This window comes from Lamprobacter modestohalophilus, from assembly GCF_016583905.1.
In the GTDB taxonomy this organism is placed as follows: Bacteria; Pseudomonadota; Gammaproteobacteria; order Chromatiales; family Chromatiaceae; genus Lamprobacter; species Lamprobacter modestohalophilus.
In genome coordinates, this window is record NZ_NRRY01000011.1 from 38,472 (window position 1) to 51,997 (window position 13,526).

A 13,526-nucleotide genomic window follows, 5' to 3' on the forward strand; every position below is an offset into this window, starting at 1 on the left:
TTCTTGAGTGCGCTGCTATTCACTCACCATTGCCTTGGTAAGCGTCAGCCGGCTCGAGCCGCGCGTACTCGAGCACCAGCCACTTGGCGCCAGCCGACTCGAAATTGATCTGGATACGGGCGCCGCTGCCGTGGCCTTCGGCGTTCAAGACCACGCCGGGCCCGAACTTCGGATGCCGTACCCGCTGCCCGAGCTGAAAGCCGCCGCCGGCATCGACAGTGGCAGCACCGGCCTTAGACCCTGTTCCTGAGCGCCTAGCCCCAAAGCCCATAGCGCCAAAGCCCGATGCAGCCCGACCTCCATGCGGCCGCGAGACCCCGCCGCCGCGCACCTCTTCGATCAGCTCTGCCGGCACCTCGCGCAGAAAACGCGACGGCATCGCGTAATCCTCGCGCCCGTGCAAGCGGCGACTCTCGGCATGGGTCAGATAGAGCAGCCGTTTGGCGCGCGTCATGCCGACATAGCAGAGCCGCCGCTCCTCCTCGAGCCGATTCGGATCAGTCGCCGACATGCTGTGCGGGAACAACCCCTCCTCGACCCCAGTGATGAACACCAACGGAAACTCGAGCCCCTTGGCGCTGTGCAGCGTCATCAGCTGCACGCTGTCCTCAAACCCATCGGCTTGGGCATCACCGGCCTCGAGCGCCGCATGGGCGAGAAAGCTGCCGAGGATATCGCCCTCGTCGTTCGGAACCTCGGCAGCAAAACGCCGCGTTGCCTCGACCAACTGCTCCAGGTTCTCCAACCGCTCGATCCCACGCCCGTCTTTGTTCTTCTCGAAGTGCGCCGGCAGTCCGCTGGCCTCCAACACCTCGGCCACCAAGTCCGGCAACTCCTGCTCGGCCTCAGCGCTCGCCGCAAGCCCCTCGATCAGCTCGAGAAAGCCGCGTAGCGCGCCGGTTGCCCGCGCGGGCAGCAGCGGCTGGCTCACCGCAACCCGTGCAGCCTCCCAAAGCGTGCTGCCATCAGCCCGCGCCTGGGTGCGCAGCAGGTCAAGGGTGCGCGGGCCGATCGCGCGTGGCGGTAGGTTGACGATGCGCTCAAACGCCGTCTCATCGCTCGGGTTCGCGACCAGGCGCAGATAGGCCAAGGCATCCTTGATCTCGGCGCGCTCGAAGAAGCGCTGACCGCCATAGACGCGATACGGGAGTCCAGCCTGAATCAGCGCCTCCTCGAAGAGCCGCGACTGCGCCGTGGTGCGATAGAGAATGGCGCAGTCGCTGCGCGCCATGCCCTCATCCTGGCTCGCACGTCGAATGCGCTCGACCACGAAACGCGCCTCATCGATCTCATTGAAGGCCGCGTAGCGCCGGATCGGCTCGCCGGCGCTGTCCTCGGTCCAAAGGTTCTTGCCGAGTCGGCTCGGGTTGTTCGCGATCAGCGCATTGGCCGCGCCGAGGATGTTGCTGGTCGAGCGATAGTTCTGCTCGAGGCGAACAATCTGAGTGTTCGGATAGTCGCGCTGGAAGCTCTGGATATTCTCGACCCGCGCGCCGCGCCAGCCGTAGATCGATTGATCATCATCGCCGACCAGAAACAGATTGTCCCGATCGCCGGCGAGCAACCGCAGCCAGGCATACTGGATGGCGTTTGTGTCTTGAAACTCATCGACCAGGATGTGCGCGAAGCGCTCGCGATAGTGATGCAGGATGTCGGGTCGGTCGCGCAGCAGTTCATGCGCACGCAGTAGCAGTTCCGCGAAGTCGATACTGCCGGCCTTCTCGCAGGCCTCTTGATAGGCCCGATAGATCCGCAGCTGCTGCTCGAGGAAGAAATCACCAGCCGCGTCGATATGCGGTGGTCGCCGGCCCTCATCCTTATGGCTGTTGATGAAACCCTGCGCCTGACGCGGTGGCCAACGCGATTCATCCAGCTCCAGCGCCTTCAAGATGCGCTTGATCAGCCGGAACTGATCATCGGAATCCAGGATCTGGAAATGCTGCGGCAGCCCGGCATCCTGCCAATGCGCACGCAGGAAGCGATGCGCCAGGCCGTGGAAGGTACCGACCCACATGCCTCCGATCGGCTCGTCGAGCATCTCCTCGATGCGGCCCTTCATCTCGCGCGCCGCCTTGTTGGTAAAGGTGACCGCCAAGACATGCCAGGGCCGCACATCTTGGACTTGCAACAGCCAGGCGATGCGATGCACCAGCACCCGAGTCTTGCCGGAGCCGGCGCCGGCTAGCACCAGACGGTTGCCAGTATCAGCGGTCACGGCCTCGCGTTGGGCCGGGTTCAGGGGATCGAGAATATGCGAGATGTCTTCCATCGCGCGATTGTAACCGCAGCCCCCATGGTTTTCGCAGCCAATCGCCGTTCGGGGACAAAACAGCCAGCGAACCGCTTAGCTCATCTGCCACTTACACCCCTGACAGCATCCGAACCGGCGTAGTATCCTGCCCCGGACAAAAACACCCACTCACCACCGCTGCCGGGACCTGCCTGTGACCGAGCTCAAGAACGATACCTTCCTGCGCGCGCTGATGCGCGAGCCCGTCGACTACACCCCCGTTTGGATGATGCGCCAGGCCGGCCGTTACCTCCCCGAATACCGCGAGACCCGCGCCAAGGCCGGCAGCTTCATGGACCTGTGCCGAGCACCGGATCTAGCCTGCGAGGTCACCATCCAGCCGCTCGAGCGCTTCCCCTTGGACGCCGCGATCCTCTTCTCGGATATTCTCACGATCCCAGACGCGATGGGCTTGGGCCTCTCGTTCGCCGAGGGTGAAGGCCCACAATTCGCGCGTCCCGTGCGCACCGCCGCCGACATCGAGGCCATCGCCGTACCCGATCCGGAAGACGAGCTGCGCTATGTGATGGACGCGGTCGCACTGATCCGCAAAGAGCTCGATGGCCGGGTACCCCTGATCGGCTTCTCGGGCGCACCCTGGACCCTGGCCACCTACATGATCGAAGGCGCCAGCGCGAAGAACTTCGCCCACAGCAAGGCGCTGATGTTCGATCAACCCAACCTGATGCACAAGCTGCTCGGCAAGGTCGCCGAATCGGTCACCAGCTACCTCAACGCCCAGATCGCCCGCGGCGCCCAGGCGGTGATGATCTTCGACACCTGGGGCGGCGTGCTCACGCCATCGGATTTCCGTGAATTCTCGCTACGCTACATGGAGCGCATCGTCGAGGGCCTAACCCGCGAGGCCGATGGTCGCCGCGTGCCGGTGGTGCTGTTCGCCAAGGGCGCCGGCCAATGGCTCGACCGCATGGCCGAGACCGGCTGCGACGCGCTCGGCGTCGACTGGACCATGGACCTTGCCGACGCACGCAAGCTGGTCCGCGACAAGGTCGCCCTGCAAGGCAACCTCGACCCCTGCACCCTCTACGCCTCGCCCGAGCGCATCGAGCGCGAGGTCGGGCGCGTACTCGCCAGCTACGGGCGCGGCACCGGGCATGTCTTCAACCTTGGTCACGGCATCCATCCGGACATCAACCCGGACCACGCTGCGGCGATGGTCAAGGCCGTGCATGAGCAGAGCCGGCCGTATCACGCGGGCTAAAAGACGATCCATCCTTCCTCAGCCAGGCGGCGCACATTCGATCTGTGGTCTTCAATAGCAGGGCAAGCCAATTGATCGCGATCACGCGATCAATGACGGTTAAGGCGGCGCGGTAGTGCTCTACACGCCAGGGATCATCCAAGGCGCACCGGCAATGACTTGCTTCGCCGCGACGACCTTGTCATGGATTAAACGTCGGACACTTTGGGCGCAGATCCCGAGCCGTTGTGCGGCACCCTCGAGCGTGAGCAGATCATCCCGGCGTACGCGGGGATCTGGTGGTCGTTGCGGAAGCTTCTGACACGATCTCTCGTCCAGTTGTTGCCTTTGCCGGTTGGGATCTTCAAGCGATTCAGCAGCGGGGCGATCGTCTGATCCGGCAATTGCGCAGACAGTTGCCGAAGGAGATCCTCCGTCGAGGCCTCGGTACCATGGCGATGCTCCCCCGTGCGGTTCTTCTTCACCCTCAAGCGCGTGTGCACACCGCCTGTCCAATGAATATCCAGAAGCACCAGGGCGTGCTCATCATCGACATGGTGGCGGTGAAGTACTACAAGCTCTCGATCAACGGCAATGAGCTGATCGAGGTCAATGCGGTCAACCTGGTGCGTAAGGTGGGTGGGACCGATCAGCTGGCGGCGATTCGTGCGGCGATTGGACTGTGAGCGAACGCCCGTCCTGGGGCGGTGTTTCATGCGGCAGCGACCTGCTACACTGAATGAAAGCCAAGCAAGACAACGGCTTATTTTCATGTCCTCACGCCATATCTTGTTCTGGCGTGAAGCCGAAACCACAACATATAGTGATGTCTTTTCTGAGGAAGCGAAGCATGACTCGACACATCAAGCAATTTTTGCGCGGTGTCGGCAGCATTATTGATATCGCGCCCGTTTGCGCGCCGATGCCGAGCGCGTAGGTCTTGACATGATGCGCGTCTATGAGCGCCGCCGCCCCGATGTCAAAAACGCCAACCAGACGCGGCGATAACCGCCCTCAAGCGCATCGCTCTCAGAGCAGCCCGATCATTCAACAGCATGCCGGCAAACCTTCGAGGACCTGCAACGATGAGCAAAGAGCACTTCCGCCTGAGGGCACTTGAGGCCTTGCCCGCGTCCCGGTTGCGACTCACCTACGCCGATGACCAGACCCTAGAGGTCGATCTGAGCGACTGGATCGAGACCACCCGGGCGCTGGCGCCGCTGAAGGACAAGACGCTCTTCGCCCAGGCCAAGGTCGGCTTCTTTGGCCACAGCGTCGACTGGATCGAGGATGAGCTCGACTTGGGCTCGTCCAACCTGCGCAACCTCGCCATCGAGCAAGCCGGCGGCATCGGTCACGAGCGCATCTGGACCTGGCTGCACGAGACCGGGCTGACGCTCGAGCAAGCGGCCGAGGCCTTGGGGATTTCCCGGCGCATGCTGATCTACTACCGCGACGGGGAAAAACCCATCCCGCGTGCCATCTGGTTGGCCTGCCTGGGCTGGGAAGCCGTGCGCCCACAAGGTCAGGCGTTGCCCATGCGCGTTGCATCGGTTCGAGAGGTCGCCGCCGGACACGGCTGAGGGTTGACCGAATCGCCGAATGACAGGACTCATGCCCCACCTCCCCAGCACCGCGCGGCGTAGGTGGGACGGGCAGCCGCCAGGCCTGAGCCTGACTTCGCCAGCTGGCGCCACGGACCCGCGCCGAGGCACTTGGATTCCCACAGCGCCGGATAGCTCAGCCAATCCGGCCCCGCCCTCAGCACGCCATCGACATGGCCTTGCAGGCGCCCGTCCAAGACCGAAAAGCCGAACTGTTGCCCATCATGCGCCTCGGTCTCGAGGACAAAGCCGGCCGCTCGCAGCTCACCCCCAGGCGCTCGGAGACAGTTCATCCCTGCTTCGCCAGAACACGCCGACCAATGCTCTTGATGTGCGCGCGCAGCGAGGAAACATCTTGAAAGTCCGTGTAGCGCCCCGCCTCGATATCGGCGATGCCCACCGCCACCGCCTCGCGCAAGGCCGCGAGTTTGGCCGCTTGCTCCGCCTCACGGGTCTGTACCAGGCGCTAGCCCTCACGCAGGACTTCGCTGGCGTTTTGGTACTGGCCGCTGGCCACCATCTGCTCGACGAACTTCGCTTGAACATCCGTCAGCACGACATTACGGGTGGGCATGGGTTGACTCCTTGGCTACATGACTGGCACATCCTGCTAATCAGCCTTGAATAGTGCAAGCCACCTCGCATATCCTCCGCCGCTTTTTGCCGATCGGAGGCATCACGATGCCCTGGTGGATACCCCTGCTGGCCTTTGCCAGTGGGGTGATTTTGACCATTACAGTCCAGCGTTCCGACAGGGTATTGAGCTGATCCAGGTCCGCTTGGGTCATGGGCTCGAACAGTAGATGCTCGAAGCGCTCTAGCTCCGCCAACAGCTTGGCGTGGGGCTCAGGTGGGATCGCATTGTCATCGTTGGGCTTGGTACTCATGGCTCGAGTCTAGCAACCGCGAGCGCGCCTGGTCACCAGACAGCATCAGTTGTCTGCGCGTAATGCCTCGACACGCTCGCGCTGTGCCCAGCTTTCCAGGTTCTCGGCTAACATGGCCTTGTCCTCGACTAATGAGTTGATCTGTTTCAGGTCGATATCCGCGCCCAGCCGGCGCAGGTGACGCTTGAGCCAGCGGGTGATGAGCCGGTCCAGCCTGGCCTTGTTGGGGTCGGCCTGGACCAGGCGCAGCGGCATGGTGGGGTCGACGCGGGATTGGAATTCGATCAGCAGGTAGAGGAACAATCGCTCGGTGACGCCTTGCCAGTGCACCTGTACCGACCAGACGACGTCCTCGAACAGCGGCGTGTGTAATTCCCGCTGTGGTTCTTCAGCGTGCTAAAGTCCATCAGTGCCGCGATCTCCGCCGGAGCAAAGCCTTCGATCAGCTGCTGGACGAACTCGGGGTGGCTGAACAAGTGTGAAACCTGGTTAGGCGGGATCAGGACTAACCGCACCCATCGCAACGCCAGGGCCGCTACCAAGCAAGCAATCCAGCAAGAAGCACCATGGCCGGAAGACCAATCGCCTCAGACAGAGGAGCAAACCGCTCCCCCCGTCCGACCATGGGGATCATCGGTCTTCTGGTCGTCTTGTTGGTCAGCAGTATGGCCTTGTTCGAACGTTTGGCAGAAGTCGTCTGCCCACTCCTCGAGATACCAACCACCGCCGGTATTTGGCTGCTTTTTCTAGCCTATCTTGGCTATCTGATGGCCCTAACGCATCTTCTCCGTCGCTGGGCGCCGCGGACTCGCAAATGGCCGGCAAAGACCGTCTTCCTCGGCCTGTGGCTCTCGCTCACACTCATCTTCCTTGCGGTTTATCCGCTCGCTGATTCTGGGGTTCTCGGATTCGAAAGCGACCGCGAAGAAGCGCTCGACGTCGGTGTCAAGGCGCTATGGAACGGCACCTTCCCGTATCAGTGTCGCGCCGTATCCGGCATCCACGAGGGATGCCCCCAGAGCGGAAACCCAATCGCGCCAATGCCCGGCGGTCTGATCCTAGCAGCGCCCGTCGTGCTCATTTTGGGCAGTGCAGCAGCCCTGTCGCTCCTCAGCCTCTGGGTCCTGTTCCTCGGACTTGGTGTCTACTGGGGGAGTAATCGTCGATCCCTGCTGCATGTCATGTTTCTTCTAGCGGCAGCGCCTGTCCTCTTAGCCGAAGTACTGACGGGAGGCGACCACCTCGCTAACACGGTACTGGTTTGCATCCCGCTGCTCTTGCTAACTCAGAATGCTGCGCGCCCCCATGCCAAAGCGCTTGCGCTGCTGTTCGGGTGCGCCTTGGCCTGGCGAGGCCTGTTCTGGCTCGTCTCGGTACCGATCCTGTCTTACTGCATACACACGAGGCAATGGCAACCCCTAGCGTTGATCGGCGGCTACGCACTCGCTGGGTTTGCAGCGGTCATGCTCCCTTTCGCCCTCTGGGACCCAACTGGATTCGCGCCTTGGTCGGTCCAGCAGAGGTTCCAGCTCTACGAGCACATCCTTCCCCACGCAGCGCTCGCGGTCCCCGCCTGCGTGGTTGCACTCGGCGCCTGTTTCGGTTGGCTCGCAAAAGACCAAGACGGCCTGCTCAACGCCTGCGGGTGGACATTGCTGCTTCCGGTCATCGCAGGAGCGGTACTCCAATCCATCACTGTCGGCCAGCCAACCGTGCTGTTCTACGGCTGGTACAGCCTCACGAGCATCATCCTGTTCTCTGCAACGGCCTTTCGCGGAAGAAAATCCGCTCTGGACACCACACAGAACCCAGCCTACAGCCGCCGCAATGAGCGGCGCTAGCTCCGTCGGTTTAGAGGCTGCAAGCCCCCCTGCTGGCATCAACAGGCCGCCAGAATCTCCTTCATCTGCAAGACGAACCGCTCCTTGGAAAAGAGGCTCGCCCTTGCCTCGCAGGCCGCACGCATCCTCGTCGGACCCAACGCCTCAAGCTGCTCTATCGCGTCGCACAACCCTTCAACCGACAGCGCCCCTTCAACCAGTAACCCGGTTTCTCCGTGGACAATCGTCTCGAGCAAGCCACCCTCCGCGACCCCGATCACCGGCTTACCAGCGGCCATCGCCTCCACCGGCGACATACCAAAATCCTCATCCATCGGCACATAGACCGCCGCGCGGGCATGGCCAACCAACTCGCACAAGGCTTCCTCAGAGACCCAGCCGGTAAACTGAATGTTGCTGCATCCGGCAGCAAGGCGTTTCAGCGGCTCGAGCTCCGATCCACCAGACGTCACAATCAGTCTTCGCTCTGGCATCGCCCGGAAGGCCTGCACCACCACATTCACACGCTTAAAATCCTCAAGCCGCGCCAATGAGAGGTAATAATCACCGTCGCTCAGCCAGCGAAAACGCTCGGTATCGACAGGCGGATGCACAACAACAGCCTCTTGACTAAAGTACCGGTGCAATCGCTGGCGGACATTCTCCGAGTTGGCTATCACGATGTCCATTTGCCGCAGCGCCCGCTTGTACTTACGCTTTACGACCGCTATGAGCAATGCCAGCACTGGCCGCGCGAACCATGGGATTTGGCGCATGTAATGCTCGCGCAAGTCGAAGCAGAAGCGAGGAGGCGTATGGCAGTATAGGAGGTTCTTTTTCCTGCCTGCTCGTCGCCGTACGGCGAATGGGGCGTAGACACCACTAAATAGACACCAGTCGTAATCCTCAAGTGTGACCTGGGGGTGCTCAAACGCCCACATCACTTTAAGGATACGCCACAATGGAATATTGGACTCCGCTCCCAGATCAAAGCATCGCCTGACTGAACACTGGAGGGCAGCAGCCACATCATCATTAATGAACGCAGCGCAAAAATCAGCGTTAGGAAAATGCGCGAGCAACGTGTATGTCAATTTCTCCGCACCGCCTTGTACGGCGACAAAATCGTAAAGCACTAAACCCTTTTCCACTTTATGCATTCTCCTCATACATCGTCGTCCCACAGACACTGATTACACGCAACGAGCCCGCAGGTGACGTAAGCAAAAAGAGTGATTCTTTACGAAAAGCAGGGCAGCGGTCAATTTCTCCACGGCTGCTCGACAGGGTAGTCATCGAAGTTGCATGAAAACAGGGGCCTATCACGCCCTGGGAACGCTTGACAGGCCAGCTTTTCGTTGCAATCGCGAAACTGGTTAAAAAAAGCCTCTGCCTCCCATCTTGAAACAGGATAGTTTTTTCCGTTATAGAGCTTGCTGAGTACGTTTACCAAGGCATCTCGCACCGGGTTTCGGCTTCCTTCGATGGCTTGAGGCCAATGCTTGTTTAGCCTTCGAAACACCTCAACGCCGCGCTCGCTGAGCGACTCATTTGCTCGCCCCTGTCGGAGCTGCCCGGTAAGTCTTAAGTTCGCCTTGTCGCAAAAGTCCTTAATCAGATCGCCCTGAATAAACTCACTACGCTCAAACAGCCCGGCTCGCATTACGGAAGCACCGAATACTTCAGCCCAATTTTCATAGATTGCACTGTAATTATAATAGTAAGGCAGCTGATTGGTATTGAAGGCGTGAAGAATGGCCGGGTTAGTGTAGCCAGTTTTCAAAGCGGTCGAATATTTGCTGATAGCGACGCGATCCTGCCTTCGGAAATAAACAATAATCTGATATTCCCGCACCCAATTATCGAGCAGGTCTTTCAACTTTAAAATCATTGCCCGCGTCACAAGACGGCTGTGGAAGTGTTCGCAGGAAATCAACAGAGTTTGGCCTTTTCGGAAACGTCTGACCTCTTCGTCAATTCCTGATTTGAACCTCTCGGCAAAACGAGTTCTCACATGTTCACTGTGTATACCCAGCCGGGCGCCAATCCCTGTACGCCAGACATCATCCGCAACCGCAGCAACAAATCCCCACTGACTACCTTGCCGCGCTCCCGTGTATCTGGGATAAAGCACGCCCTCGGCAGCCAGCTTCCGGCGATTGGCAGCCAGGAATTGTTGAATGCTGCTAGTACCGGTCTTTTCAGTGCCGATGTGGATGACGCAGCGTTGTAGCCTCCTAGGCAAGCCCGACCCCTATGAAACTCTCATTGGCATTCGCTCCCGAGATTTTTACCCTCGACTACTTGAACTCAGGAGAGAATGCGGTCTAGAATGCGATCGTTATACTTATAGGGCATAATACAGCGCCAAAGCAAACCGATCCTTTTCTTAGTCACCATGACAGAGCATTCTGATGAAGTCGCCCGGCTTGCAGACATAGCGAGAAGGCTTCAGAAACTCACGGACGCTCTATTCCGGGACGTCGATGACGTTTACGGCTCTTTCTCTTGGCGGCTTGGGAATACGTTCGTGGCAACCGCGATGCGGCTGCTAGGCATGCCGCGCGGCACAGTCTCCGCAGATCATGTGGAGCGCCTGCGGCGAGACTATGGGGATTTGCAAAGACACTTGCAGAGATCTCTAGCCTTGATGCCGAGGTCCGAGTCCAGCTGGCATAGCCGAGAAGACTATACACGCTGGCGCTGCGCCCAGCCAAACTTTTCGGACTACCAACTCAAGAAGAAATACCAAATCATACTGTTATGGCAGGCTGAGTTTGGCAACCCAGAGCCAGTGGTGGGAGACTGCCTGGAGGAGGCACTTGGTTACGCAATCGCCCAAGTATGCTACCCAGGCACTGCTCCGATAATCGATACTCGGTGTAAGTGGCTGATTTTAGTTGACCGCCCCACGCGTCTAGCGCCGGACATACTGCCAGCGCTGGAAGATTGGCTCGACGACAATACAGACGCAATGTTGTGTTACCCGGATGAAGACCAACTCGACCCGGACGGCAACCGCACTGCACCCCAGCTGAAACCAGACTGGAGTCCAGACCTGTTTTACGAGCGCCACTATCCCGGATGCGTTATCGCCCTGCGCGCGGACCAGTGGCCGCACTTCGCAAGCTCTGCTCAAGGTCCTAACCCGATCTTCAACCTATTCCTTGCCTACCTGAAGAGATATCCAGACATTCGGCCTGGCCATGTTCCGCGCGTGTTACATCATCGTCTGCGCGCCGCAGAGCCGCCCGAGTCGGCGCCTGCCCAGCGACAAGCGCTAGAAAAATATCTACAATGTGCATACCCTGGCGCGCAGGTCCTCGCCCGGCAAGGAGGTCGTCTAAGGCCAAGATTCCCGCTACCTGAGAAACAGCCGCTCGTCAGCGTGATCATCCCGATGCGTGATCGCGCTCAGATGACCCGGGATTTAGTGGCAGATTTACAGAAAAAGACGGACTGGAATGCACTGGATATACTAATTCTTGATAATGGGAGCAAAGAACGAGAAAGCCAACGTTGGCTGAAAACAGTTGCTGAGACCCCGAACATCCGTGTGCTTGCGCTCCCGGGTCCCTTCAACTTTTCTAGAATTAACAACAAGGGAGCATGCTTGGCCAAGGGCGATCTCCTGCTCTTCCTCAACAACGACCTAAGAGTCATTCACGCGGACTGGTTAGCAGAAATGGTGCGACACGCGTTGCGGAGCGAGGTCGCTGCGGTTGGCGCAAAGCTTTACTACCCAGACAACCGCGTTCAGCACGCAGGGGTGGTATTAGGTCTCGGAAGCCTGGCAGGACATGTGTTTCGCCTCGCTGATCCCAGCGACCCAGGATACATGCAGCGGTTGGTGACCACCTGTAACTATAGCGCGGTCACTGCGGCGTGCATGATGATCCGCCGCTCGGTTTTTCAGCGGCTAGGCGGCTTCGACGAAAAACTGGCTGTAGCATGTAATGATGTCGACCTGTGTCTGCGGGCCGTTGAAGCCGGTAGTATCAACGTCTGGACCCCGGACGCAGAACTATACCATCTCGAGTCCGCCAGCCGCGGTGGCGACGCCACGATTGGAAGATTTATTCGCCTGCAAAAGGAGTTCAAGCGCATGCGCCGCCGCTGGGGGCACATGATCAATCAAGACCCCATGTACCACCCCGGACTAAGCCGTGCTTTTGAAGACTACAGTCTGCGCGTTGACTCTTCCATCGATGACCAGACGCTAGAAAGGCTCGATCTATGCAATTAATTCTTCTGGGCATGCACCGCTCTGGCGCGGCTGCCGTGACTCGCATCATTAATCTGATGGGGGCTAGACTTGGGACATCATCAGACATGATCGCTGCGTCTAGCTGTAACTCAAAGGGCTATTGGCAGAGAGCAGATATCACCCGCCTTAATGAAGCGATTCTAAACAGTCACGATGCGAGTGCGGACAATACCCATTCACTTTGCTCCGCTGAACTGCTCCCCTCTCGGTGCGAGCGCGAGGTAGCGGAAATGGCTGACGTGATTAGCGCTTTAGATATCGAGCGGCCTTGGATCCTTCGAGATCCACGTCTCTGCCTCACGCTACCGGTCTTACTACCATTACTCGAAGCGCCTGTTTTCGTCCTAATCCACCGGGAGCCATTAGCGATCGCGCGCTCGCTTCGCAACTGCCAGGCCAGTCGCACTAACGCGATGCAGCTCTTGCCTTCAGAGACCGCGCTAAACAGTATCGCAGATCAATCGGCAAATGAGCCCGACACAGCGTATTACCTCGCCCTCTGGGAAAAATATATGACCGATGCGCTTAAACACAGCGCCGGGCAAGCACGACGACTGATTGTGAGCTACGACCAGCTTATCGCAGACCCCATGCGCACGGTCAACAGACTCCACACCGAGCTCTTTCGCCTGGGCACCAGCGGCCTACGCAAACTCTCTCTCGACGAGATAACCGCCTGTATCGATCCATCCCTGCGGCATCATCACGTCTACCCTAGCCAGCAGCACGACTATTTAAACCCCCGACAGCAGTACCTCGCCAAAGGACTTTCGGATCGAACCGTACTCAGCGGTGCCCCCCCCGAGTTATCGCCTGATGCTCATGACGTCCTGCAGCGCTATGCGGAAAACCGGATTTCCGACCAAGCGGACTCAGCGCTACAGATCAGCACGGCAAAAAAGGAACTAGATCGCTGCCAGCGGGATCTGGAACAGGTCAACGAACGCAGCCGCCAAATATTTTGGCTTTTTGAAAGCCTAGAAAAGGAAGTAACAGCTGTTTTTGAATCCATGACGTGGAAAGCGGGCTCAATATTCAGAAAAGGCGTTCTCGTGGCAACATTTTGCCGTGAAAGTCGTATCACAAAAGATGATATCGAAGAAATCTTCGCGACGGCACGTCAACTGTCTCCGGATTGGAGCTGGTCATCATCGCCATCGGCGTTCGGCCACTTCGATCAAAGATCGGCCATAGCGCCGACAGAGCGTCTTGCCCAATGCCAGCGTAGTCTGCAAGTCGCGATTAGCCAAAATAATCAGCAGCTCGCTCTCCTCGGCAGCTTGGAAGATCAGGTGTCGGCGGTTTTCAACTCAATGACATGGAAGGTCGGCACTTTTTTTCGAAGGTTTATCCTGGCAGTCACATTTCGTCGGGAAGAACGCATTACGCGTGACGATATCGAAGAGCTCTTTGCGAGGTCGAAGCATCTTTCATTTGACTAGCCCAAGTGACCACCC

General features: G+C 59.1%; 13 protein-coding genes. 6 read left to right on the plus strand and 7 right to left on the minus strand.

What is annotated here, in order from left to right; genetic code table 11:
• Window positions 1–19 precede the first annotated feature (19 nt).
• Window positions 20–2,269, minus strand: a complete 2,250-nt coding sequence (gene uvrD / locus CKO42_RS08840; protein WP_200242311.1) for a DNA helicase II — start codon at window positions 2,267–2,269, stop codon at window positions 20–22.
• Window positions 2,270–2,444: 175 nt separating this feature from the next.
• Here uvrD and hemE point away from each other — a divergent pair, with 175 nt between their 5' ends.
• The 3 genes from hemE (at window position 2,445) to CKO42_RS08855 (ending at window position 5,074) form a co-directional block, all read left to right on the plus strand.
• Entirely contained in the window at window positions 2,445–3,512 is a 1,068-nt protein-coding gene (gene hemE, locus CKO42_RS08845) for a uroporphyrinogen decarboxylase (protein WP_200242312.1), read from the plus strand.
• A gap of 431 nt (window positions 3,513–3,943) precedes the next feature.
• Window positions 3,944–4,177 (plus strand): phage major tail tube protein, encoded by a 234-nt coding sequence (locus CKO42_RS08850; RefSeq protein ID WP_200242328.1) that lies wholly within the window; start codon window positions 3,944–3,946, stop codon window positions 4,175–4,177.
• 399 nt (window positions 4,178–4,576) lie between these two features.
• Window positions 4,577–5,074: a DUF2442 domain-containing protein gene (locus CKO42_RS08855; protein ID WP_200242333.1), complete on the plus strand. Its 498-nt coding sequence runs from the start codon at window positions 4,577–4,579 to the stop codon at window positions 5,072–5,074.
• A gap of 29 nt (window positions 5,075–5,103) precedes the next feature.
• On the opposite strand, the gene CKO42_RS08860 is transcribed toward CKO42_RS08855, so the two are convergent.
• The 4 genes from CKO42_RS08860 to CKO42_RS08875 all read right to left on the minus strand — a co-directional run bounded on the left by CKO42_RS08860 (window position 5,104) and on the right by CKO42_RS08875 (window position 6,312).
• On the minus strand, window positions 5,104–5,388 hold the full coding sequence (locus CKO42_RS08860) for a cupin domain-containing protein (protein ID WP_200242339.1): 285 nt from the start codon (window positions 5,386–5,388) through the stop codon (window positions 5,104–5,106).
• A 173-nt stretch (window positions 5,389–5,561) separates the two neighbouring features.
• A complete protein-coding gene (locus tag CKO42_RS27250) occupies window positions 5,562–5,669 on the minus strand; it encodes a ribbon-helix-helix domain-containing protein (RefSeq protein WP_242479241.1) in 108 nt (35 codons plus the stop codon).
• A gap of 40 nt (window positions 5,670–5,709) precedes the next feature.
• Window positions 5,710–5,982 carry a hypothetical protein gene (locus CKO42_RS08870; protein ID WP_200242341.1) on the minus strand — a complete coding sequence of 91 codons (273 nt, stop codon included), beginning with the start codon at window positions 5,980–5,982 and terminating at the stop codon, window positions 5,710–5,712.
• A 45-nt stretch (window positions 5,983–6,027) separates the two neighbouring features.
• The gene (locus CKO42_RS08875) at window positions 6,028–6,312 is read right to left on the minus strand and encodes a hypothetical protein (protein ID WP_200242345.1); all 285 of its coding nucleotides are present in this window, start codon (window positions 6,310–6,312) and stop codon (window positions 6,028–6,030) included.
• Window positions 6,313–6,653: 341 nt separating this feature from the next.
• Here CKO42_RS08875 and CKO42_RS08880 point away from each other — a divergent pair, with 341 nt between their 5' ends.
• On the plus strand, window positions 6,654–7,823 hold the full coding sequence (locus CKO42_RS08880; RefSeq protein ID WP_200242348.1) for a hypothetical protein: 1,170 nt from the start codon (window positions 6,654–6,656) through the stop codon (window positions 7,821–7,823).
• A gap of 38 nt (window positions 7,824–7,861) precedes the next feature.
• On the opposite strand, the gene CKO42_RS08885 is transcribed toward CKO42_RS08880, so the two are convergent.
• Together CKO42_RS08885 and CKO42_RS08890 are read right to left on the minus strand one after the other, a co-directional pair.
• The gene (locus tag CKO42_RS08885; protein WP_200242351.1) at window positions 7,862–8,962 is read right to left on the minus strand and encodes a glycosyltransferase; all 1,101 of its coding nucleotides are present in this window, start codon (window positions 8,960–8,962) and stop codon (window positions 7,862–7,864) included.
• A gap of 101 nt (window positions 8,963–9,063) precedes the next feature.
• A complete protein-coding gene (locus tag CKO42_RS08890) occupies window positions 9,064–10,047 on the minus strand; it encodes a hypothetical protein (protein WP_200242354.1) in 984 nt (327 codons plus the stop codon).
• 405 nt (window positions 10,048–10,452) lie between these two features.
• Here CKO42_RS08890 and CKO42_RS08895 point away from each other — a divergent pair, with 405 nt between their 5' ends.
• Window positions 10,453–12,048, plus strand: a complete 1,596-nt coding sequence (locus CKO42_RS08895) for a glycosyltransferase family 2 protein (protein ID WP_200242357.1) — start codon at window positions 10,453–10,455, stop codon at window positions 12,046–12,048.
• A complete protein-coding gene (locus CKO42_RS08900; RefSeq protein WP_200242360.1) occupies window positions 12,039–13,511 on the plus strand; it encodes a sulfotransferase in 1,473 nt (490 codons plus the stop codon). Before CKO42_RS08895 ends, CKO42_RS08900 begins: the two co-directional genes overlap by 10 nt.
• Window positions 13,512–13,526 lie beyond the last annotated feature (15 nt).

Excerpts from the sequence above, each read along its gene's own strand:
- CKO42_RS08885 (WP_200242351.1), bottom strand. The coding sequence starts at position 8,962 with ATGCATAAAGTGGAAAAGGGTTTAGTGCTTTACGATTTTGTCGCCGTA.
- CKO42_RS08870 (WP_200242341.1), bottom strand. The coding sequence starts at position 5,982 with ATGAGTACCAAGCCCAACGATGACAATGCGATCCCACCTGAGCCCCAC.
- CKO42_RS08860 (WP_200242339.1), bottom strand. The coding sequence starts at position 5,388 with ATGAACTGTCTCCGAGCGCCTGGGGGTGAGCTGCGAGCGGCCGGCTTT.
- CKO42_RS08855 (WP_200242333.1), top strand. The coding sequence starts at position 4,577 with ATGAGCAAAGAGCACTTCCGCCTGAGGGCACTTGAGGCCTTGCCCGCG.
- CKO42_RS08850 (WP_200242328.1), top strand. The coding sequence starts at position 3,944 with ATGGCGATGCTCCCCCGTGCGGTTCTTCTTCACCCTCAAGCGCGTGTG.
- CKO42_RS08900 (WP_200242360.1), top strand. The coding sequence starts at position 12,039 with ATGCAATTAATTCTTCTGGGCATGCACCGCTCTGGCGCGGCTGCCGTG.
- CKO42_RS08895 (WP_200242357.1), top strand. The coding sequence starts at position 10,453 with ATGCCGAGGTCCGAGTCCAGCTGGCATAGCCGAGAAGACTATACACGC.
- uvrD (WP_200242311.1), bottom strand. The coding sequence starts at position 2,269 with ATGGAAGACATCTCGCATATTCTCGATCCCCTGAACCCGGCCCAACGC.
- CKO42_RS27250 (WP_242479241.1), bottom strand. The coding sequence starts at position 5,669 with ATGCCCACCCGTAATGTCGTGCTGACGGATGTTCAAGCGAAGTTCGTC.